Source organism: Nitrospirota bacterium (assembly GCA_040757335.1).
GTDB lineage: Bacteria > Nitrospirota > Nitrospiria > 2-01-FULL-66-17 > 2-01-FULL-66-17 > JBFLXB01.
In genome coordinates this window covers 18496-38577 of sequence record JBFLXB010000014.1, presented here as the reverse complement: position 1 = coordinate 38577, position 20082 = coordinate 18496, and the positions used below count along the sequence as shown (strand labels likewise).

The following is a 20082-nucleotide window of genomic DNA, read 5'->3' as shown; positions in this document are numbered from 1 at the left end:
GGCGCCTTGCGACCCACCTCCAGGTATGGAAATGGCGGAAGTCCCCGAAGGGGGCATCTGGCCTTTCCTGAACGGGCTCCGCTCTCGCGGTGACTCAGACAAGACCCTCGCCGGGAGGCGCGCGGCGTGACGTCGCCAATGACCGCGCCTCGGCGCGTCTACGCTCGGGTGCTGCGGCTCATCGCCCCGCACTGGAAGCGACTGGCGGTCGCGGCCGCGTGCGCCGCGGCCGTGTCCGGGTTGACCGCGGCCAATCTCTGGCTGGTGCAGGAGGTGCTCGACCGCATTTTCATCGAGAAGCACCGCGAGTGGCTGCTGCCGCTCGCGCTCGCCATTCCGGCCGTGGCGCTCGTCAAACGGCTGTGCCAGTTGGCGCACGTGTATCTGATGGCCTACACCGGCAACCGCATCATCACGGACATTCGCGACGCCCTGTATCAACACATCCTGAAGCTCTCGATGGGATTCCACACCACGCGGGCGACCGGCACGTTGATGTCCAACGTGACCAACGACGTGGGGCAGATGCAGCGCGCGGTCAACGTGGTCAAGGAACTCGTGCAGCAACCGCTCACGCTGGCCGCGATGACGGGGTTCATCTTGTACCAAAACTGGCGACTGGCTCTCATCGCGATCGCCGTGTTGCCGCTGGGTTACTATCCGCTCATCCGATTGGGCCGACGCCTCAAGCGCCTGGCGCACGCCGGGCAGGAGCGGATCGCCGAGTTGTCGGCCATGCTCCAGGAAACCTTCTCGGGCATCGCGGTCGTCAAGGGCTTCGGCCGCGAGGAGTTCGAAGCCGAGCGGATGCAACATATCAACCGCCGGTATTTCGACAACATGATGAAGGTGGCGATGGTGTCGGAATTCGCCCCCGCGTTGATGGAGGTGTTGGGCGCGGCGGGCGCGGCCGGCGTGGTGGCCTACGGCGGTTACGCGGTCATCTCGGGCCAGATGACCACCGGCGCGTTTTTTTCGTTCCTGGCCGCGTGCTGGTTGATGTACGCACCGGTGCGCGCCCTGTCGGCGGCGAACAACACGCTGCTCACCGCGTCGGCGTCCGCCGAGCGCGTGTTCGCTATTCTGGACGTGGAGACCGAGGAGCGGCGCGACCGGGGTCACCGCGACCTCGAGACCGTGCGGGACCGCATCGAGTTCCGCGGCGTGGGATTTACCTACGAGGGGGCGGAGCGACCGGCGCTGTCCGACATCTCGTTTGCCGCGCGCGCGGGCGACATGGTGGCGATCGTGGGCGCGAGCGGCAGCGGCAAGACCACGCTCATGAACCTCTTGCCGCGGTTCATCGAGCCCACCCAGGGATTGATCGCCATCGACGGAGTGGACCTGCGCGACATTCGCCTCGCGTCCCTGCGGAGCCGCATCGGGATCGTGAGCCAGGACGTGGTCCTTTTTGACGACACCGTCCGCAACAACATCGCGTACGGGATGGCCGAGGTGGCCGACGCCGACGTCATCCGCGCCGCGGAGGCGGCGTTCGCGCACACATTCGTCCAGCGTCTCCCGCGGGGATACGACGCCGTGATCGGCGAGCGCGGCGTGACGCTGTCGGGGGGCGAGCGCCAGCGACTGGCCATCGCGCGGGCGATCTTACGGAACCCGCCCATCCTCATCTTCGACGAGGCCACCTCGGCGCTGGATCCCGAGTCCGAGGCGGTGGTCCAGCAAGCCCTCGCCAATCTCATGGTCCGGCGCACCACGTTCGTCATCGCGCACCGCCTCTCGACCGTTCAGCGGGCGACCCGCATCATCGTGTTGGACGGCGGGCGGATCGTGGAAGACGGCACGCACGAGACCCTGCTCGCCAAACAGGGCGCATACGCCCGTCTGTACCGCATCCAGTTCGAGAACCAGGCCGGGTATGTCAGCCCCTGAGCCCGCCTGGCGCCGCCTGGCGCCTTCGTTCGTCGCCGCGTTGATCCGCGGGCTGGGGAGCACGATGCGGATCGAGACCGTGAACGGCGAAGGCATCGCCGAACGGTGGCGCGCGGGCCACGCCAACATCCTGGCGTTTTGGCACGGCCGCCAACTCATGATGGCGCGGCTGCCGTACGGCGGCCGCGGCGTGGACATCCTGATCAGTCGCCACCGCGACGGGGAACTGATCAGCCGCGCCATGCGTTCGTTCGGGTTCGCATCGGTTCGCGGGTCCACCACCCGCGGCGGTTCGGCGGCGTTGAAGACCCTGATCCGGCGCGCGCGGGAGGGCCGCGATCTGGTCATCACGCCCGACGGGCCCAAGGGACCGCGGCAGATCGCGCAACCCGGGGTCATCTACCTGGCCAAGGCGACCGGTCTCCCGATCTTCCCCGTGACCTTCGGGGCGTCAAAAAAAAAATCCTGGCGACGTGGGACGGGTTCCTCTTTCCGTACCCGTTTGCCCGCGGCGTCTTTCTCTGGGGCGAACCGATCTGGGTCCCGCGCGAGGCCGACGCCGCGGAGTGTGAGGCTCGGCGCGCGGCTCTGGAGCGTGCTTTGAACGAGCTAACCGATCGCGTCGACCGCTGGTGGTCCTGATCCGTCAAGAAGGGGCGCCTGCTGCGTTGTCGCTGCGCGTCCGCTCCTCACGTTGTGGTAGGGGCGTATTGCAATACGCCCCTACAGGTGCGGGCGCTTGCTCCGCCTTGCGACCCACCTTCAAAAATCGAAACGAGGAAGTCCCCGAAAGGGGGCATCCGCCGCCTTCTTGACGGCCAGGCCGGATGACGAGCGGCAATGCCGGGAACTTAGTGTTTCGGACCTTATACACGGCGGCGCTGGCGGCGGGACTCGTGGTGACCGCGCCGGCTTACGCGGTGCGGGCGGTCCGCCGGGGGACCGGGCTGGCCCTGGCCGAGCGCTTGGGGCGCGTGCCGGAGACCGCCGCGGCGTTGCGCGGCCGTCGGCCCGTCTGGGTCCACGCCGTGTCCGTGGGCGAGGTCACGGCCGCGGCGCCGTTGCTGCGCGCGATCAAAACCCGGTACCCCGGCCTCAGCCTGCTGGTTACCACGGTCACCGCCACCGGGCGTCAGACCGTGATCGAGCGCGTCCCCCAGGCCGACGCCACCGCGTACTTCCCGCTCGACCTGCCGATCGCGATCAACCGCGCCCTGGACGCGGTGGCTCCGGGCCTGTTCCTGTCGGTGGAAACCGAGTTGTGGCCCAACTTTCTGTTCGCGCTCGCGCGACGCGGCGTGCCCGCGTTTCTGGTCAACGCCAGACTGACCGAGCGGTCGGCGCGACGGTACGGCTGGGGACGGCGTCTGTTCGCGCCGGCGCTGGCCGGGCTGATGGGCGTGGCCGCGCAGACCGCGGCCGATGCCAGGCGGCTGGCGTCCATCGGGGTGGACGCGAACCGGATCGTGATCACCGGCAACCTCAAATTCGACCAGGGCGTGGACGAGGCCGAGGGGACGCCCCGGCGTGCGGAGCTCGGACTCGCGCCCGACGAGCGGTTGTGGGTCGCGGGGAGCACCCATCCCGGTGAAGAATCCCTGCTCCTCGAGGCGTACCTTCGCGTTCGACGGGAAGAGCCGCGCCTCGTGCTGTTGCTCGCACCGCGGCACTTGGATCGACTCGACAAGGTCGAAACGCTGGTCCGGGAGGCCGGCGCTGAGCCCATCCGCAGGTCCGCGATCGCCGCCGGGAACGGACGGGCGGGGACCGGGCCGCCGGTCATTCTGCTGGACACGTTGGGGGAGTTGGCGTCGCTGTACGGCGATGCCACGGTGGCGTTCGTGGGCGGAACCCTCGTGCCGGTGGGCGGGCACAACTTGTTGGAGCCGGCGGCCCGGGGCAAACCCGTGCTCTTCGGCCCGCACACGCACAAGTGCGAAGAAATTGCGCAGGCCCTGCGCGACGCAGGAGGCGGCGTGCAAGTGGCGTCGGGTGACGCGCTGGCCGCGCACCTGCGGCGGTTGCTCGCAGACGACGCGTTGCGAGGCCGCATGGGCGAATGCGGCCTCGATATGGTGGCCCGCAACCGGGGGGCGGTGGAGCGGACGATCTCCCTGCTCGATCCCTGGCTCGCGGAGTTGGGGGGAGCCCGTCCATGAGCGGCCATCTGCGGCGTTGCCGCTGCGCATCCGGTGCTCACGTACGCACACAGTACGCTCCGCTCCGGTGCTCGCGGCGCCTTGCATCTGGCGCGCTCCTGAACGGGCTCCGCTATCGCGGTTAATGCAGGGATGAACTGGATGCTCACGCCCCTGTCGTGGATTTACGGCAGTGCCGTGCAGGCGAGGCTGCGGTGGTATGGGGCTGGTTGGGGGCATGTCCACCATCTGGGGCGGCCGGTGATTTCGGTGGGCAATTTGACCGTGGGTGGCACCGGCAAGACGCCGTTGGTGATTGCGATCGGTGAAGCGCTGCTCAAGCGGGGCGTTGGTGTCGCGGTGCTCAGTCGGGGGTACGGGGGAAGAGGCGAGCGCGCTGGCGCGTTGGTGTCCGACGGGCGGGGGACCACCTTTGCGTGGGAAGAAAGCGGTGACGAGCCTGCGCTCATGGCCCGGCGGTTGCCGGGCGCGGCGGTGATCGTGGGCGCAAACCGGGTCGCGGCCTGGCGGCGATTCGGCGACGCCTTGCGGCCGGGGGTGGTGATTCTGGATGATGGATTCCAGCACCTCGCGATTGCGCGCGACGAGAACGTGCTCCTGTGGGATGCGACGGATCCCATCGATCGGGCGGCACTCCTGCCACGGGGTCGGCTGCGCGAGCCGCTGGCGGCCTTGTCGCGCGCCACTGCCGTGGTGATCACCCGCGTGGACCAGGCGGATCCCGGTGCGGTGGCTGCGGTGGAACGCGAAGTGCGGGACCAGGCCGGGACGCTCCCGGTCTTTCGCGCCCGCTTCGAGCCGCAGAGTTTGGTCGAGGTGGCCACCGGGCGCGAGCAGTCGCCGGAGCGTCTGGACGGCGCGCGGGTGCTGGCCGCTGCCGGTGTAGGCCGTTTCGACTCATTCACGCACCTGGTCACGCGAGCCAATGCACGCGTAGTGGAGGCCGTGAGGTTTTCGGATCATCATCCCTACCTGCGCTCGGATCTGGAGCGCCTGGTCGCCCGCGCCCGTGACATCGGTGCGGACATGATCCTGACCACGGAGAAGGACGCAGTGAAGCTGGAGCAGTGGGCCACGCCGCAGCAGGGGGTGTGGGCGGTCCGGATCCACGCCGTGATCGAGCCGACGGGTCCCTGGGAAGCGATGCTCGATCGTCTGGCGGCGCGAGTGGGCAGGCCTGCGTGATCCCCGCAGCGCCGCGATCGTTGCTGGTGCGCGCGCCGAACTGGATCGGCGACGCGGTGATGGCGACCCCGACGCTGACCGCGCTGCGGGCGGGGTTTCCGGCCGCGCGCATATCGGTCCTGGGGCGATCCGCGGTGGCGGACGTGTTGGCGGGCCATCCGGCCGTCGACGAGGTGGTGGTCGACGATCATCGGGGATCCCACTCCGGAGTACTCGGGCGGGTACGCCTGGCCGCGGAGATCCGCCGGCGGGCGTTCGATACCGTGCTGTTGCTGCCCAACTCGTTCGACTCCGCGCTGGCGGCCGCGTGGGCCCGCGTGCCGACGCGTGTGGGGTATCGCACCGACGGCCGCGGCCCGTTGTTGTCCGTCGCGCTCCCGGCGCCCCGCCGACCGCTCCCGCACATGACGAGCTACTATCTGGGGCTGCTGTCGGCCTGGGGCCTGGACGGCGACGCGCGGGCGGTGTCGCTGGCCGTGACTGCGAACGAGCGCGACAACGCGCGGGAGCGGCTTGCCGAATGGGGCGCGAAATCAACCGATCGGATCGTCGCGATGAACCCCGGGGCCGCCTACGGGTCGGCCAAACGATGGCCCGCGGAGCGGTTCGCCGCGGTGGCGAACCGGCTGGTGCGCGACGGCGGGTTCGTGATCGTGCTCGGTTCCGCGGCGGAGCGCGCGCTGGGCGACACGATCACGGCGGGACTCGACGGTCGCGCGGTGAACGCGGCAGGCTTGACCACGATTCGCGACGTCATGGCGATCCTGACCTGGTGCCGGCGGCTGGTGACCAATGACTCGGGGCCCATGCACCTGGCCGCGGCGCTGGGGGTGCCGGTCACCGCGATCTTCGGCCCCACCGACCCGCGGGCGACGAGCCCGATCGGCCAGCGCGTCACGCTGCTCCAGCACGCCGTGGACTGTGCGCCGTGCCGATATCGAGACTGCCCCATCGACCATCGGTGCATGACCGCGGTGTCGGTGGACGAGGTGTATGCGGCGATCGGACGGTCCGCGACGGGTGAAATCCAGATCGTCTTTCTGGACCGCGACGGAACCCTCAACCACGACGAGGGGTACCTGGCCGATCCCGAGCGACTGGCCTTGCTTCCCGGTGCGGCCGAGGCCGTGGCCGCCCTGAACGCCGCGGGCGTGAAGGTGGCCATCGTCACCAACCAATCCGGGGTGGGGCGCGGCCTGATCGCGCCCGACGCGCTGGACCGGATCCACGCTCGGTTGCGCGCGCTGCTGGCCGAACGCGGGGCGCGGGTGGACGGGATCTACTCCTGCCCGCATCGACCCGAGGAGGCGTGCGCGTGCCGAAAGCCGGAATCGACCCTCGCGCTCCGCGCTGCTCGCGACTTGAGGGTAGACGCGACGCGCTCGGCGACGATCGGCGACAAGGCGGTTGACATCGAATTGGGAAGCCGTCTCGGAGGATTGTCGATCTTGGTGCAGACGGGCCACGGAACGCGGACCGAGTCGGACCTGGCTGACGGTCCGCGGCCGGATTATATTGCGCGGGATCTCTATGACGCTGTACAATGGCTGGGTTTTTCACCAAGCGCCCGTCCATGAACGGCCGTCTGCGGCGTTGCCGCTGCGCGTCCGGTCCTCACGTTCTGTAGGGGCGTATTGCAATACGCCCCTACAGGTCCGGTGCTCGCGGCGCCTTGCGACCGTCCTTCGGGAGTGGAAATGTTGGAAGTCCCCGAAGGGGGCATCCGACCATTCCTGAACGGGCTTGAAGAATCAACCGCGGGATAGGCGATTTGTCTGGCGCTGAATCGAACGTGGAACTGGGGCCGGCGCCGAGGATTGCGGTGGTCAAGCTCGGGGCGTTGGGCGATGTGGTGTATGCGTTCCCGCTGGTCTCTGCGGTCAAGGCGCATCGGCCCAAGGCCAGGCTCACGTGGATCGTCGAAGCACGGTTGGCGGCCCTGCCGCGGTTGCACCCGGGCGTGGATGAGGTCGTCACCGTTGATACGAGGTTGTGGCGGGACTTGTTGCGCCGAGGCCGATGGGCCTCCGCGTGGTCGGAGTTCCGTGGCTTCGCGCGAGCCGTTGCAGGGCGATTCGATCTTGCGATCGACGCCCAGGGGTTGCTCAAGAGCGGGGTTGCGGCGCGGCTGACCCGCGCGCCGATCCGCGTGGGGTTCGCATCGAGCGACTGTCGCGAACGGGCAAACGCGTATTGCATGACGCGCCACGCCGCGCCGGTCGGTGCCGCGCATGCACTGGTAAAGAATCGCGGCGTGTTGGCCGCGCTCGGAATCCCGTCCGGGGACACGCGATTCGAGATCCGTATCCCGGAGTCGGATCAGACATGGGCTCGCGCGTGGACCGACGCCCAGGCGGGCGGAAGCGCGGCGGCTCTGACGACTCTCCATCCCGGCGCGGGCCATCCGGGCAAGCGCTGGCCGGTGGAGCGCTGGCTCGCGGCGGCTGAGCGGCTGGCGGGCGCGGGTCGTCGGGTGGTGATCGTGGCGGGTCCCGAAGACCGCGCGACGGTCAGCGAGGCCGTGAAGGCCATGCCTCGCCCCGCAGCGGTGGCCGCGCCGCCCACGGTGGGAGCGCTCGCCGCGCTGCTGAAACGCGCGGAAACCGTGATCGCGGGGGACACCGGGCCGCTGCATCTTGCGGCGGCGTTGGGCGTCCGCACCGTGGCGGTGTACGGGCCGTCGGATCCCGCGACCGCGGCGCCGGTCGGAACCGGGCACACCGTGATCAAACACCCGTGCGCGTGCGGGTGGGTGCCGGGGCCGTCCTTCAACCGGCGCTGCGCGGCCGGTTTCGCGTGTATGCGGGAGATTCAGGTCGACGAGGTGGTGCGGGCCGTGGGTGTCCGTGGCTTGTGAACGAACCGGGAGGGTGTGATGGCGATCGACCGAGAGCTGCTCGACATCCTGGCGTGTCCAAAGTGTAAAGGCACGATCCGTCTCGCGGAAAGGGGCGACGGCCTGATCTGCGATGTCTGTCGCCTGCAGTATCCAATCAAAGACGATATTCCGGTGATGCTTGTCGACGAAGCCATCCGCCTGTGAGTGGCTCTGAGCTGGCGCGGCACACCAGGGATGAACAGGCACCCCCCACCCTCCCCTCCCCCTCAAGGGGGGAGGGCAAGGGAGGGGGTGGCCTTGGGTGTTTTCTCAGTCGGCGATAGCGAATGCCGAAGCTGTCTGTCACCATCGTTGCGCAGGACGAGGAAGCGGACATCGGCGAGTGCATAGCCAGCGTGGCGTGGGCCGACGAGGTCGTGGTGGTGGACGGCGGGAGCCGCGATCGGACCGTGGAAATCGCGGAGCGCGCCGGCGCGCGGGTGGTTCGCCAGCCCTGGATGGGGTACGCGGCGCAGAAGAACTTCGCGCTCGATCGCGTGACCCACGACTGGGTCTTCAGCCTGGACGCGGACGAGCGGGTCACGCCCGAGCTTCGCGCGGAAATCGCCGAGGTCCTGGACCGCGGACCGGAGTGCGACGGGTATGACGTGCCCCGGCGCAGCTATTTCCTGGGGCAGTGGATGCGGTACGGAGGGTGGTATCCGGATTACAATCTGCGCTTGTTCCGGCGGAGCAAGGGGCGCTTTCGCTCGCGCGAGGTGCACGAGGCGGTGGACGTGGACGGACGCGTCGGCCGTCTCCGCGGGCCCATCGACCACCACACCTACCGCACCCTGTCGGAGTATGTCGTACGAATGGAGCGCTATTCCACGTTGGCGGCGATCGAGTTGCGCAAGGCGGGCGTGACGCCGGGTCCCCAGGACCTGCTGGTGCGACCGGGGCTGACCTTCCTGCGGATGTACGTGGCGAAGCGAGGCTTCTCCGACGGGATGCGCGGTCTGCTGCTGGCCGGATGCTACGCCTCGTACACGTTCTTCAAGTACGCCAAGGCGTGGGAAGCCGCGCGGGCATCCAAGGGGTCTCGGTGATCGCGCGCGTTCGCCGGTTCGTGAGCCGGCATCGGATCGCCACCAGCGCTGCGTTCGCCGTGTTCTTTCTGGCGCTCGCACACCCCACCCCGCGTTCGATCCTGGTCGGCTTGCCGTTGGTGGTGCTGGGCGAGGTGGTCCGCACGTGGTCGTCCGGCTACATTCACAAAGACTATCGGCTCGCCATGGACGGCCCGTATTCCCTGACGCGGAATCCGCTGTATCTGGGCAACTTCATGCTGGGTTTCGGCTTCTCGCTCATGGCCAACCGGTGGTCGGTGCTGCTCGCGTTCATCGTGGTCTTCGGGCTGATCTACGACGCCACCATCGAGGAAGAGGAACGCAAGCTGCTTCAGCGATTCGGCGACGCGTTCGTGGGGTACTGCCGCGAGGTGCCCAGGTTCTTCCCGCGCGTCACGGGCTGGCGGAGCGCGCCGTTTCGCTGGACGCTGGTGCGGCAGCACCGCGAATTCAAGACCTGGGCCGCGGTGGTCGGCGTGTTGGCGGTGGTGATCTTGAAGATGTGGTGGGAGGAACTCACCTGATCTTCGACCCCTCGGCGATCCGTCGCGTCCTCATCATCAAGCTCCGGCACATCGGGGACGTGTTGCTCACCGTTCCCACCATCCGCGCGGTCCGGGAGCGATTCCCGCAGGCCCACGTGGCCGCGTTGGTCACCCCGGGCACCGAAGCGATGCTGAGCGGGCACCCGTGTCTGGACGAGGTCATCGCGCCGCCGCGCGGCGAAGGCATGGGGATCGGGGCGCGCGCGGCGAGCGAACTAAAGTTCCTGCGCGACATCCGCGCGAAGCGCTTCGACATGACCATTGATCTCACCAGTGGCGACCGCGCCGCGATTCTGGCGTGGCTGTCCGGGGCGCGGGTGCGATTGGCCTTCGACACGCATGCCGGCATGTTGGGCAAGCGCCGGCTGTGGACGCACCGCGTGCCGGGCCCGGCCTACGACCGGCACACCGTGCTCCAGAACCTGGAGTTGGTGGAAGGCGTGGGCATCACCACGCCGGATCGCCGCGTCGACCTGCATTGGACGCCGGAGGACGACGCCGCGGTGGATCGCTGGTGGCGCGAGTGGGGTATCGCGCCCGGCGAACCCGTGATCCAGGTGCATCCGACCTCGCGGTGGCTGTTCAAGTGCTGGACCGAAGAGGGCACCGCGGCGGTCATCGACGCGCTCGCCAACCGCGGGCTGCGGGTGATGGTGACCTCGGGCCCGGCGCAGTACGAAATCAAAAAGGCCGAACGCATCCTCGCGCGCTGCAGCCGGCGCCCGGTCGCGCTATTGGGGCAGACCACGCTCAAACAACTGGCCGCATTGTCCGCGCGCTGCACGCTCTTCTTCGGCATCGACTCCGCACCCATGCACATGGCCGCGGCCGTCGGCACGCCGGTGGTGGCGATCATGTGGAGCGGCTCGGTCCTCCATTGGCGACCGTGGGGGGAGGGACACACCGTGATCGAGGCTCCGACGCCGGAGGCTGCGGCAAAGGCTGATCGCAAAGCCCAGATCACTGCCGCGCTGGCCGTGATCTCACCAGATCACGCGCTGAAGGCGATCGACGCGAAACTGGCGCTCCTTACCGTCAAGCACTCATGAGCGATCAGTCCGAAATCGGTGTGATGAGCCAGATCCCGCGATCGAGCTTTGAGCGGGTCCGTTCGGCTGAGCTCGTGAACAACCCCAGTTATCGTTATGCGCTGGAATTGCTGCAGGCGCCGGAAGGGCGTAGTGTGCGTATGGTCGACGTAGGGTGTGGCGCCTGTCAAATGGCCCGGCTGGCTCGTGACCGGGGATGGGAGGTCACGGCGGTGGACGCGGTTCCGACCAACCTTGATCACGCCCGGGCGTTCGGCTTTGAGGCCGTGCAGGCGGATTTCAACGCTCCACTGCCGCTTCCCGATGATGCCTTCGATCATGCCATGATGATCGAAGTGATCGAGCACATCGTGAATGCCGAGCACCTGGTCGACGAGCTGGCTCGCATCGTGAAACGCGGCGGGCGCGTGTTGATGACCACGCCCAACAACGCCTACTACAAACGGCGAATCCGCGCGTTGCAGGGCAAGCCGCCGGATGATGAGGGGTATCATTTTCGCTTCTTTGTGAAACGACGCCTGGCCGGAATGTTTGAGCAGCGGGGCTTTCGGTTGGAACGGACGAGGTCGTTCGGGTTCTTGCCGCTGGTCGATCTCGTGCGCCTGCAGCGGTTGCGTCGTGTGGGGCGGAAGCGGTTTGTCATTCCTCCGATGCTCGAGTCGATGTTCGCCGACCGATTTGTGTGGTTGTGGCGACGCGAGTGCTAGCAGGCTGCTGAAAAAGCCTGCGTGGGGGTTGCTCGAAGGGGGTGGGCTCCCTTCGAGGGGTCACAGGCCCCGCTCTTCGGGGCCGTCCTAGGGGCGCGAGCCCCTGGGAAAGCAGGGTGCAGAGTTTTTCAGCACCCTGCTAGTGTTAGGGAGTGGTGAGCGATAGATGGATGACCGAGAGCGCACACTCCAGGCCAAGTTGGCCACGCGGCTGCTGGACGCCGGCACGGCGGAGCGGGATGTGGCGTACCGCGAGGTGTACGAGGCGTTTCACACCTATCTGCGCAGCGACAGCGGGCGGCGGTCGTTTCTGTATCGGAAGCAAGCACAGGGCCAGGCTGGCGGTTCGCGGCGCGCCAAAGAGTGGATCCGGCGTCTCGCGCCGTCGTGGGCCCGCGCGACCTCCGAAGTGGGGCTGGTCGGATCGGGTCATAACGAGGTGCTCGAACTGGGGTGCGGCGAGGGGTGGCTGTCGCTCGCGCTGGCGACGAGCAATCGCCACGTGGTGGGCGTCGATATCTCAGACCAGTGTATCGAACTCTGCCGGCGCAATCAGAAGGAACACGGGGTGAGTAACGCGGAGTTTCATCGTGAAAGCGGCGTGCGCCTCACGTTCAAAGACGATACGTTCGATTGCGCGGTGAGCACGGAGTTCCTGGAACACCTGCATCCGGACGACGTGCCGTTCCATCTGGCCGAGGTGCGGCGCGTGCTCAAGCCCGGTGGGCGCTACGTGGTGGTGACGCCCAACCGGTACCGCCACCATGACGATGACGATGCCGAAGGAACGCTCCATCTCCGGCTATACAGTTACGCGGACCTGGCTGCGTTGTTTGAGGCGGCAGGGTTCTCCCAGGTCCTCAGCCCCTTCTTCAAGACCAACCTGTTGGTGAATGGTCGTCACAAGGTTCGTCTCGAAGGGGTGTTTCACCGCCTCGGGCTCCGGCATGGATGGGGAGGGACGGGATTGAGCAGCGTGGTGCTCTGCGGGGTCAAGCCCGACCATGAGATGCCGAGATGACCGATTCGCTTGACGTGGGGCGCGAGCTGGGCCTTCGCTCTCAGGACGGCGAGGTGGCATGGAGCGTGTTGTACCGGCACCGGGTGGAGGCGCGTGGTCGGCTCGGTGACATCTGGGACCTCCCCATCGTCAAGCGCTACTTTGATCGGATCACCGCCAACCTCGCGACCCACTCGCGCGTGCTGGAGGTCGGGGCGGGCAGCCGGGGCCTGGCCGCTCGGTTGAGCGGTCCGTTCCCCCAGGTCGTGTATCGCAGCATGGACATCGATCGCACCCACGACCACGACTACTACGACCTGGCCGCCATCACCGAGCGATTCGACGCGATCGTGCTGGTTGAAGTGATCGAGCACTTGGCCTTGTCCGACGGGATCGACCTGCTCGATCGTCTCAAAGGCCTCTTGACCCCCGGGGGCACGATCATCCTTACCACGCCCAACGTGCTGCATCCCACGCGGTATTGGGGGGACTGTACGCACAAGACCTTTTACCGGTACGACGAGATCGCCGGGATTCTGGAGGGCCTGGGCTACCGCGACGTGCGCGTGAGCCGGGTCTACAACGCGCCGTTCCTGCAACGATGGCTGCGCCTGCACGTCGGGGTGTACCTGCACCGCTACCTGGACATCGACTTTGCGCCCACCATCGTGGCGGAAGGCCGGGTGTGATGACGCAACTCCGGCCGCGCGTGCTGCTCGTGCTCGAAGCGCTCGCTACCCCGAGCAGCCGCCTGCGCGGACTCAGCCACGTGCCGGCGCTGCGTGACGCGGGGTTCGACGTGGACGTGATCGACGTGCCGCGCTCCCCGTTGGCGCGCTCGGCCCGCTTCGCCGCGCTGCCGCGCTACGACGCCGTGGTGATCCAGAAAAAGCTGCTGCAGCGATGGGATTTGTGGCTGGTGGCGCGCAAGGCACGGCGGCTCGTCTACGACTTTGACGACGCGGTGACGGTGGGCCCGTTCGGCGCAGCAGAAGATCCCCGTCGCGCGGCGCGTTTGGCGGAGACGCTGGCGCGCTGCGATGCCGTGATCGCGGGCAATGACGAGTTGGCGCGGTACGCGGCCGGCTACCCACACGTGCGGGTGATCCCGACCGGCGTCGATCCTGCGGCGTATCGGGTGAAGGCACCCGGCACCGCCGACGGTGGCGGCGCAGGGGTGGTGATCGGCTGGATCGGCACGCGGGGCAACTTGAAATATCTGCGCATGCTGGCGCCGGCGTTCGAAACGCTGGCGCAGCGAGGGGTCCAGGTCTTGCTCCGCGTGGTGTCCGATGGGAGCCCCGAGCCCACGGCGATTCCCGTGGAGTACGTGCCGTGGCGCCTGGATCGCGAGGCCGATGACCTCGTTGGTTTCGACATCGGCGTGATGCCGCTCGACGACACGGCGTGGAGCCGAGGCAAGTGCGGGTTCAAGCTGCTGCAGTACATGGCGGCGGGGCTGCCCGCGGTGGCGTCGCCGGTGGGAGTGAACCGATCGATCATCCGGCACGGAGAAAATGGGTTGCTCGCGGACACGCCGGAGGAGTGGGCCGGTGCGTTGCTGGGGTTGATCGAAAACCCCGCGCTGCGCGCTCGCCTGGGTCACGCCGCGCGCCGCACCGTGGAGGCGCAGTATTCGCTCGCGCGATGCTCCGAGGCGTTCGTCGCGGTTCTGCGCGAGGTGTGCAAGATAACGGCGCCGTCGGCCGCCACCGTCGATTCCAAGGAAGCGGTCAACGTCTGATGCCGGCGCGTCCACCGGGACTGACCATCCTCCACACCGAATCCTCGAACGGGTGGGGCGGCCAGGAGATCCGGATCCTCACCGAAACCGAGGGCATGCAGCGGCGCGGTCACCGGGTGCTCATCGCCGCAACGCCGGGCAGCCGTCTGCTCGAGGAAGCCGGCGGCAGAGGCGTGCCAACGGTCCGCGTCGCCATGGACGGGTGGAGGATGTGGGCGGCCATCGGGCGGTTGCGCGCGGTCATCCGCGACGAGCGGGTGGACATCGTCAACACCCACAGCTCGCGGGATAGCTGGCTCGCGTCCGCGGCAACCAGACTGGCCGGCCGAAAGCCGATCTTGATCCGGACCCGCCACTTGTCGACACCCATCGAGCGATCCATCGTGACCCGCTTTCTCTACAACACCTTGCCCGACGCGGTGATCACGACCGGCGAGTCCATCCGCGCCACCATGATCGAGCGCCACGGGTTCGACGCACGCAAGATCGTGTCGATTCCAACCGGCGTGGACACGGCCATGTTCTCCCGCGCGTCCGCGAAGGGAACGTTGCGTGACGCGTACGGCATTCCGCGAAATTCGCCGCTGGTGGGGATCGTCGCGGTGTTGCGGAGTTGGAAGGGCCACGAAGACTTTCTGGATGCAGCCCGGCTGGTCTTGAAGGAAGTTCCCGACGCGCGGTTCGTGATCGTGGGCGACGGCCCGCGCGCTCCGAACATCCGAGACTACATCGAGCGACTCGGCCTGGCGTCGGCCGTGACCATGACCGGCCACCGCCCGGACGTCGCGTCGGTGCTGGCGGACCTCGACGTGTTCGTGCTGAGTTCCTTCGGCCACGAGGGCGTGCCGCAGGCCGTGCTCCAGGCCATGGCCATGGAGGTCCCTGTAGTGGCCACCAACGTGGGCTCGGTGTCCGAGGTGGTCCGCGACGGCGAAACCGGCCTGCTGGCGCCGCCGCTCGACCCCGAAGCGCTGGCAGGCCGCATTGTCGGCGTGTTGCAGCGCGACGACCTCCGGCGTGACCTGGCATCGGCCGCTCGCCGCTTGATCGAAGAACGCTACCGGCTGGACGCCATGCTGGATCGGTTGGACGCGCTCTACGACGATCTGATGCGCCGCCGCGGCGTGGCGCACTCAACCATGCGGGAGGCTCGCGGCTGGTGACCGACGCCACGACCCATCCGCGCATCATCTACTCGTGCTTCACCAAGATCGGCGCGTCGGGCCTCGGGCTCGACGCCCTCGAACTGCTCAAAGGCATCCACGCTCGCGGCGCCTTGGTCAAAGGCGTGTTCTACGGCAGCCGTCAGAACGAGATTCCCAAGGATCGCCTCCGCTTGATCCGGTTTCATCCCTATCATCTATTTTCGAACTTCTCGTCCCGGTACTATTACCCCCTCAAGCGCATCCACTTGGATCGCGTCACGTCCTCGGTGATTCGCCGGGAGGGCTGCGACGTGTTCCACGGGTGGTCTACGGAGAGCATCCGGTCGATCGAGGCCGCCCACGAGGTCGGGGCCGTGGCGTTCGTGGAGCGCGCATCGCTCCATCCCAAAGTCTCGATGGACCTGCTGGAAGAAGAATACGATCGCTTCGGGATCCAACGGAGGCCGGTGCGCCTCAACGGGCTGCTGGCGACCATCGATGCGGTGTCGAGATCGTTGACCGTAGGATTGGAGGAGATCGATCGCGCGGACCGGGTGATCGTGCAGTCTCCCTACGCAGTGGAGACCTTCGTGGCCCAGGGTGTGCCGCGCGAGAAACTCGTGGTGGTGCCGCGCGCGGTGGACACCAATCGCTTCACGCCGCCGTCTACTCGAGAACGGGACCGGACCTTCCGCGCGCTCTTCGCGGGCCAACTCTGCCTGCGAAAAGGTTTGCCGTACTTGTTACGCGCGTGGACCGCGCTGCGCTTGCGAGACGCCGAATTGACCTTGCTGGGTCCGCTCCACGACGACGTAAAAGCATTGCTGGCCAAGGTCACAGACCCGTCCATCAAACATGTGCCGTGGAGCGACGACACCACGTCGTTCTACCGACGCGCGTCGGTGCTGGTCTTGCCGTCGCTGGTCGAGGGCAGCGCCAAAGTGACGTACGAAGCCATGGCCTGCGGCGTACCCGTGATCGTCACACCGAACGCCGGTGCAGTGGCGAGGGATCGCCAAGAAGGGTTCGTGGTGCCGATACGGGACGACGGGGCGATCAAAGAGGCGCTGCTGGCCCTGTACGAGAATCGCGACCTTGTCCGTGCCTACGGTCAGGCCGCTCGAAAGACCGTCGAAACGTACTCCTGGGACCATCACCGGGACGTGATGTGGAAAGCCTACCGACACGCCTACGAAGCGGCTCACTGACCAGGTCGGACGTGGGTCAGCAGCCGGCCGCGACGACCGTGACCTTACCGCAATCCGCCGAGAGAGCGCGGAGCGCGACGATCTGGCAGTGGCTCGCCCTGGGGAGCCTGGCCGGGTTGGCCGCCATCATGCCGTACGCCCACACAGGCACTCTCCGGTCAACGCTTTTTGCCTTGGCCATCATCGGTTGGGTAGGGCAGTGGTATGCGAACCCGGGTTGGCGTTGGGTGAGAACGCCCGTCGATATTCCCCTCCTGTTGTTCGTGTCCTGGTCGATTGTGGCGCTTGTAACCGCACTTGATGTGCCGTATAGCGCCAGGGAGATTAAGAACGAACTACTCGCCAACGGAGTGATGTTCGTCTTGGCCGTCAGCGCGTCTCGCCGGGAGCGCGCGGTCGACGTGCTGGCGTGGTCGATCACCCTGGCCGGCCTGGTTGTTGGCACCTATGCGGTAGTCGAGTCGGAATGGAGTTTAGATCTCATTCTCAGCCGCGGCGGGCGCACGTCCTCGTTTACGTCCGACCCGATTTTTCTAAGCTCCTACCTCGTGCTCGCTATTCCTGTCGCGCTCTATTTGGCGCTTGCGACCAGGCAGACAGCCGCGCGGTGGGCTGCTTGGGCGATTTGGCTTGTCCTGATGGCCGCCCTCGTGTCCACGGTCACCCGGGCCGCGTGGCTGGCCGTGGCACTACAGTTCCTGGTGTATGGCGTGCTCAGGAGCCGGCGAGCGTTGGTCGCCTGGATAGCCGTGTTTGCGGCGATCATAGGCTCTCTTGCGTTCCAGCCGTCGCTTCGGGAAACGGTCGTTGCTGGCGGTTGGTTCAACGACTACGGAAGAACGGCCTATTGGGAAGGCCTTGTGCCCCGTCTGGCCGATAGTCCCGTCAGTGGTTTCGGTTACGGACAGAAAACCCCGGACTTGGCGGCCCCAGGTGTCCGGAGCGCAACGCCCGCAATCGATTCGAGCCATGCCTTCAACAGCTTTGTGCAAACAGCCCTGGAACTCGGGCTTGTTGGCCTGGGCCTATTCTGCTGGCTGTTGTGGCGTGTCGCCATCACACTGTGGCGCGGCGCTCGCAGCGTGTCGGTGGGTTCGTCCGACTCCGTCTGGCTGGCGTGCATGTTGATGGTGTTGGCCGGCTTCATCCTTCGCAACCAGTTCGATCATCTCTTTAGGGACTCTCCAGGCCACCTCTTCTGGATTCTCATGGGGCTCGGTGTGGGGCGTGCCGTCTTAATCAACGAGCGCGCCGACACGATCCGGTGAGGATCGCCCTTATCCGAAAAACCTACACGCCCTTCGGGGGTGCTGAACGCCACGTAGCGCAATTCACTAGCGCGTTGCGCGCGCGGGGCGATGAAGTGCATTTGTACGCCGCGAAGTGGGACGATTCAGCGTCTGCTTCCGGCGGGATCACCGTACACCGTGTACCGGTTGTCTCCGCCACCCGCTGGGCCGAGGTGTGGTCGTTCGCGCTGCGGGCGTCGGCTATGGCTGCGTCCGGTGAATACGACATCGTTCACAGCTTCGACCGTGTTCACTCCTGCGATGTCTACCGCGCAGGTGACGGCGTGCACCGCGAGTGGTTGCGGCGGCGGCGAGCAGCGCAGCCGGCGTGGCAACGCGCGATCCCGTCGTTCAACCCAACACATCTCGTCTATCTGACACTCGAACGTGGCCTGTTCGAGGGGCGTTGTCGCGCCATCATCGCCAACTCGGAGCGCGGCAAGGCCGAGATCCTGACGCACTACCGGGCTGAGCCGTCGCGGATTCGCGTGATCTACAACGGAGTGGATCTGGACCGGTTCCGGCCGCCGGATCAGGAGACGCGGCGCAAGGCCCGCGCGCTGGCAGGATGTGGTGAGAACGACCGCATCATCTTGTTCGTCGGGTCCGGGTTTGCGCGCAAGGGGCTCGAGACTGCAGTTAGGACGCTTGCGCGTCTCGCGCCTGGGGAGGCCGGCCAAACGGCCCTGGTCGCGGTTGGTCGGGGCGACACGCGGCGATATGCTCGCATCGCGGCTTCGCTCGGAGTGGGCGATCGTGTGCGGTTTGTCGGTCCTGTGACCGATGTCACGCCCTGGTACCACGCCGCGGATGTCTTACTGCTTCCGACGCTCTACGACCCATTCGCCAACGTCTGTCTCGAGGCCCTGGCGTGTGGCCTGCCGGTTGTCACGACCGCAGCCAATGGCGCGTCTGAAGCGCTGACAACGGACACCGGAGTGGTGATTGAAGACGCCCAGGATGTCGAGGCCGTTGCGAGCGGGGTCGAAACAGTTCTGAGGTGGGGGCGAACCCGCGTGGATGCGTGCCGCGTGCAGGCTGAGCAGTTTCCGCAGGAACGCTATGTGCGCGAGACGCTGGCGCTGTATGACGAATTGCGGCGGTAGATGGGGCGGTCGTGAGAGGCTTCAGAACGTCACGTGCCATTCCACCAAACCACCGGAACTGTTCTTTTTCCCGTCCAGCTCGTACTTGCTGAGCAATCCGGTGACCGTCACGCCCCATCCTTCCGCCAGGTAACGAATTCCCAGCGCGAGCGAAGAGACGTCGTCCGGCTCCTGCGTGACGCTGCGCCGAGTGGCGGTGCCGGCAACCTCCGCGATGATCTGATATTCACCGGTGTCTCCCAACAGCCCGGTCCGGGCGAACGGAACGATGCCCGCCACCCCGTACAGGAGCGAGGAGTCGGACTCCGGGCGGCCGAGGTCTCGCCAAAACCCACCGAGTTCGACGACGATCGTAGGCGCCCATTCCGAGTCCCCCACCGCAAGTTGGGCCGAGACCGTGGCAACGTAACCGTTGGTCGAGACGCTGCTGACCGCCACGTGGTCCCCGGTGTCGGCGATCCACGACGCGGAGACCGCGGCGGCCGGAATCCAGCCTGACTGGTCCCGGACGCGCAGTTTGGCCGACACCGTCGCGCTCCCGATGCCGTCAGTGGTCTCGTCGCCGTGTTCCACGCGGAGATACGGAACAGTCACCGCGGCCTCGACGTTACCGGGGAGCCCCAAAGCCAGCGATCCTCGGAACGCCAGGACCTTGTCGAGGCTGGCGATATCGGTCAGCAGCAGGTCGAACCGATTCCCTCCGCTGCCCGAGGCGAGGGATGTCGTGATTCCGACGCGCGTTTGCCAGCGAGACAACACGTCGGCCGAGGTGATGGAGACCACTCCGGTCTGCCCCAAGACCGCGGGTGCCGACGCAAAGGCCGGATTCGTCGCTGCGGCGGCCACCCCGGGAACGCCGACCGAAGCCAGACATCCCAGCGTGAGGATCACCAGCCGGACGGTCCGCGAATCCGCAAGCACGCGCGGACAACGAACATGGGACGCAAGCGACATCACGGCACGCAGGACCGTGGCGGGCTTCTTGTCGGAAAACCGCAACGGGACGCCAATGCTAGTCGAGTCTGAGTCCGACTGTCAAGAAACCCGCGGCGTCTGTGCGCTTGCGCGCGTAATTGCCGGCGTGCTATGGTTCGACCCGGAATT

At 67.0% G+C, this 20082-nt stretch carries 19 protein-coding genes; 18 read left to right on the top strand and 1 reads right to left on the bottom strand.

The window, feature by feature from the left end; all coding sequences use genetic code 11:
* Positions 1–126 precede the first annotated feature (126 nt).
* The 18 genes from AB1451_09100 (at position 127) to AB1451_09015 (ending at position 18978) form a co-directional block, all read left to right on the top strand.
* Positions 127–1893, top strand: coding sequence for an ABC transporter transmembrane domain-containing protein (locus AB1451_09100; protein ID MEW6683067.1), 1767 nt, complete (start codon positions 127–129; stop codon positions 1891–1893).
* The gene (locus AB1451_09095; GenBank protein ID MEW6683066.1) at positions 1880–2497 is read left to right on the top strand and encodes a DUF374 domain-containing protein; all 618 of its coding nucleotides are present in this window, start codon (positions 1880–1882) and stop codon (positions 2495–2497) included. The genes AB1451_09100 and AB1451_09095 overlap by 14 nt, the downstream gene beginning before the upstream one ends.
* 223 nt (positions 2498–2720) lie before the next feature.
* Positions 2721–4052, top strand: a complete 1332-nt coding sequence (locus AB1451_09090) for a 3-deoxy-D-manno-octulosonic acid transferase (protein ID MEW6683065.1) — start codon at positions 2721–2723, stop codon at positions 4050–4052.
* Between the two features lie 141 nt (positions 4053–4193).
* Entirely contained in the window at positions 4194–5237 is a 1044-nt protein-coding gene (gene lpxK, locus AB1451_09085; GenBank protein MEW6683064.1) for a tetraacyldisaccharide 4'-kinase, read from the top strand.
* Positions 5234–6814: a lipopolysaccharide heptosyltransferase II gene (gene waaF, locus AB1451_09080; GenBank protein MEW6683063.1), complete on the top strand. Its 1581-nt coding sequence runs from the start codon at positions 5234–5236 to the stop codon at positions 6812–6814. Before lpxK ends, waaF begins: the two co-directional genes overlap by 4 nt.
* A 215-nt stretch (positions 6815–7029) precedes the next feature.
* On the top strand, positions 7030–8094 hold the full coding sequence (locus AB1451_09075) for a glycosyltransferase family 9 protein (protein MEW6683062.1): 1065 nt from the start codon (positions 7030–7032) through the stop codon (positions 8092–8094).
* A gap of 18 nt (positions 8095–8112) precedes the next feature.
* Positions 8113–8280: a Trm112 family protein gene (locus tag AB1451_09070; GenBank protein MEW6683061.1), complete on the top strand. Its 168-nt coding sequence runs from the start codon at positions 8113–8115 to the stop codon at positions 8278–8280.
* Between the two features lie 122 nt (positions 8281–8402).
* Positions 8403–9164 carry a glycosyltransferase family 2 protein gene (locus AB1451_09065; GenBank protein ID MEW6683060.1) on the top strand — a complete coding sequence of 254 codons (762 nt, stop codon included), beginning with the start codon at positions 8403–8405 and terminating at the stop codon, positions 9162–9164.
* On the top strand, positions 9161–9709 hold the full coding sequence (locus AB1451_09060) for an isoprenylcysteine carboxylmethyltransferase family protein (GenBank protein ID MEW6683059.1): 549 nt from the start codon (positions 9161–9163) through the stop codon (positions 9707–9709). The genes AB1451_09065 and AB1451_09060 overlap by 4 nt, the downstream gene beginning before the upstream one ends.
* Positions 9691–10779, top strand: coding sequence for a putative lipopolysaccharide heptosyltransferase III (gene rfaQ, locus AB1451_09055; protein ID MEW6683058.1), 1089 nt, complete (start codon positions 9691–9693; stop codon positions 10777–10779). Before AB1451_09060 ends, rfaQ begins: the two co-directional genes overlap by 19 nt.
* Positions 10776–11486: a class I SAM-dependent methyltransferase gene (locus tag AB1451_09050; GenBank protein ID MEW6683057.1), complete on the top strand. Its 711-nt coding sequence runs from the start codon at positions 10776–10778 to the stop codon at positions 11484–11486. The genes rfaQ and AB1451_09050 overlap by 4 nt, the downstream gene beginning before the upstream one ends.
* A gap of 166 nt (positions 11487–11652) precedes the next feature.
* The gene (locus AB1451_09045) at positions 11653–12507 is read left to right on the top strand and encodes a methyltransferase domain-containing protein (GenBank protein MEW6683056.1); all 855 of its coding nucleotides are present in this window, start codon (positions 11653–11655) and stop codon (positions 12505–12507) included.
* Positions 12504–13175, top strand: a complete 672-nt coding sequence (locus tag AB1451_09040; protein MEW6683055.1) for a class I SAM-dependent methyltransferase — start codon at positions 12504–12506, stop codon at positions 13173–13175. The genes AB1451_09045 and AB1451_09040 overlap by 4 nt, the downstream gene beginning before the upstream one ends.
* Positions 13175–14230, top strand: coding sequence for a glycosyltransferase family 4 protein (locus AB1451_09035; GenBank protein ID MEW6683054.1), 1056 nt, complete (start codon positions 13175–13177; stop codon positions 14228–14230). Before AB1451_09040 ends, AB1451_09035 begins: the two co-directional genes overlap by 1 nt.
* A complete protein-coding gene (locus AB1451_09030; protein ID MEW6683053.1) occupies positions 14230–15393 on the top strand; it encodes a glycosyltransferase family 4 protein in 1164 nt (387 codons plus the stop codon). The genes AB1451_09035 and AB1451_09030 overlap by 1 nt, the downstream gene beginning before the upstream one ends.
* A complete protein-coding gene (locus tag AB1451_09025; protein ID MEW6683052.1) occupies positions 15390–16583 on the top strand; it encodes a glycosyltransferase family 4 protein in 1194 nt (397 codons plus the stop codon). Before AB1451_09030 ends, AB1451_09025 begins: the two co-directional genes overlap by 4 nt.
* A 173-nt stretch (positions 16584–16756) precedes the next feature.
* Complete coding sequence (locus tag AB1451_09020) at positions 16757–17851, top strand: O-antigen ligase family protein (GenBank protein MEW6683051.1); 1095 nt, start codon at positions 16757–16759, stop codon at positions 17849–17851.
* Complete coding sequence (locus AB1451_09015) at positions 17848–18978, top strand: glycosyltransferase family 4 protein (protein ID MEW6683050.1); 1131 nt, start codon at positions 17848–17850, stop codon at positions 18976–18978. Before AB1451_09020 ends, AB1451_09015 begins: the two co-directional genes overlap by 4 nt.
* A 21-nt stretch (positions 18979–18999) precedes the next feature.
* On the opposite strand, the gene AB1451_09010 is transcribed toward AB1451_09015, so the two are convergent.
* Entirely contained in the window at positions 19000–19977 is a 978-nt protein-coding gene (locus AB1451_09010; protein MEW6683049.1) for a hypothetical protein, read from the bottom strand.
* Between the last annotated feature and the right edge of the window lie 105 nt (positions 19978–20082).

Bases quoted from the DNA above. Each gene is read 5' to 3' on its own strand.
- AB1451_09090 (MEW6683065.1), top strand. From the start codon at position 2,721: ATGACGAGCGGCAATGCCGGGAACTTAGTGTTTCGGACCTTATACACG.
- lpxK (MEW6683064.1), top strand. From the start codon at position 4,194: ATGCTCACGCCCCTGTCGTGGATTTACGGCAGTGCCGTGCAGGCGAGG.
- AB1451_09070 (MEW6683061.1), top strand. From the start codon at position 8,113: ATGGCGATCGACCGAGAGCTGCTCGACATCCTGGCGTGTCCAAAGTGT.
- AB1451_09040 (MEW6683055.1), top strand. From the start codon at position 12,504: ATGACCGATTCGCTTGACGTGGGGCGCGAGCTGGGCCTTCGCTCTCAG.
- AB1451_09045 (MEW6683056.1), top strand. From the start codon at position 11,653: ATGGATGACCGAGAGCGCACACTCCAGGCCAAGTTGGCCACGCGGCTG.
- AB1451_09050 (MEW6683057.1), top strand. From the start codon at position 10,776: ATGAGCGATCAGTCCGAAATCGGTGTGATGAGCCAGATCCCGCGATCG.
- AB1451_09065 (MEW6683060.1), top strand. From the start codon at position 8,403: ATGCCGAAGCTGTCTGTCACCATCGTTGCGCAGGACGAGGAAGCGGAC.
- AB1451_09095 (MEW6683066.1), top strand. From the start codon at position 1,880: ATGTCAGCCCCTGAGCCCGCCTGGCGCCGCCTGGCGCCTTCGTTCGTC.
- AB1451_09035 (MEW6683054.1), top strand. From the start codon at position 13,175: ATGACGCAACTCCGGCCGCGCGTGCTGCTCGTGCTCGAAGCGCTCGCT.
- AB1451_09030 (MEW6683053.1), top strand. From the start codon at position 14,230: ATGCCGGCGCGTCCACCGGGACTGACCATCCTCCACACCGAATCCTCG.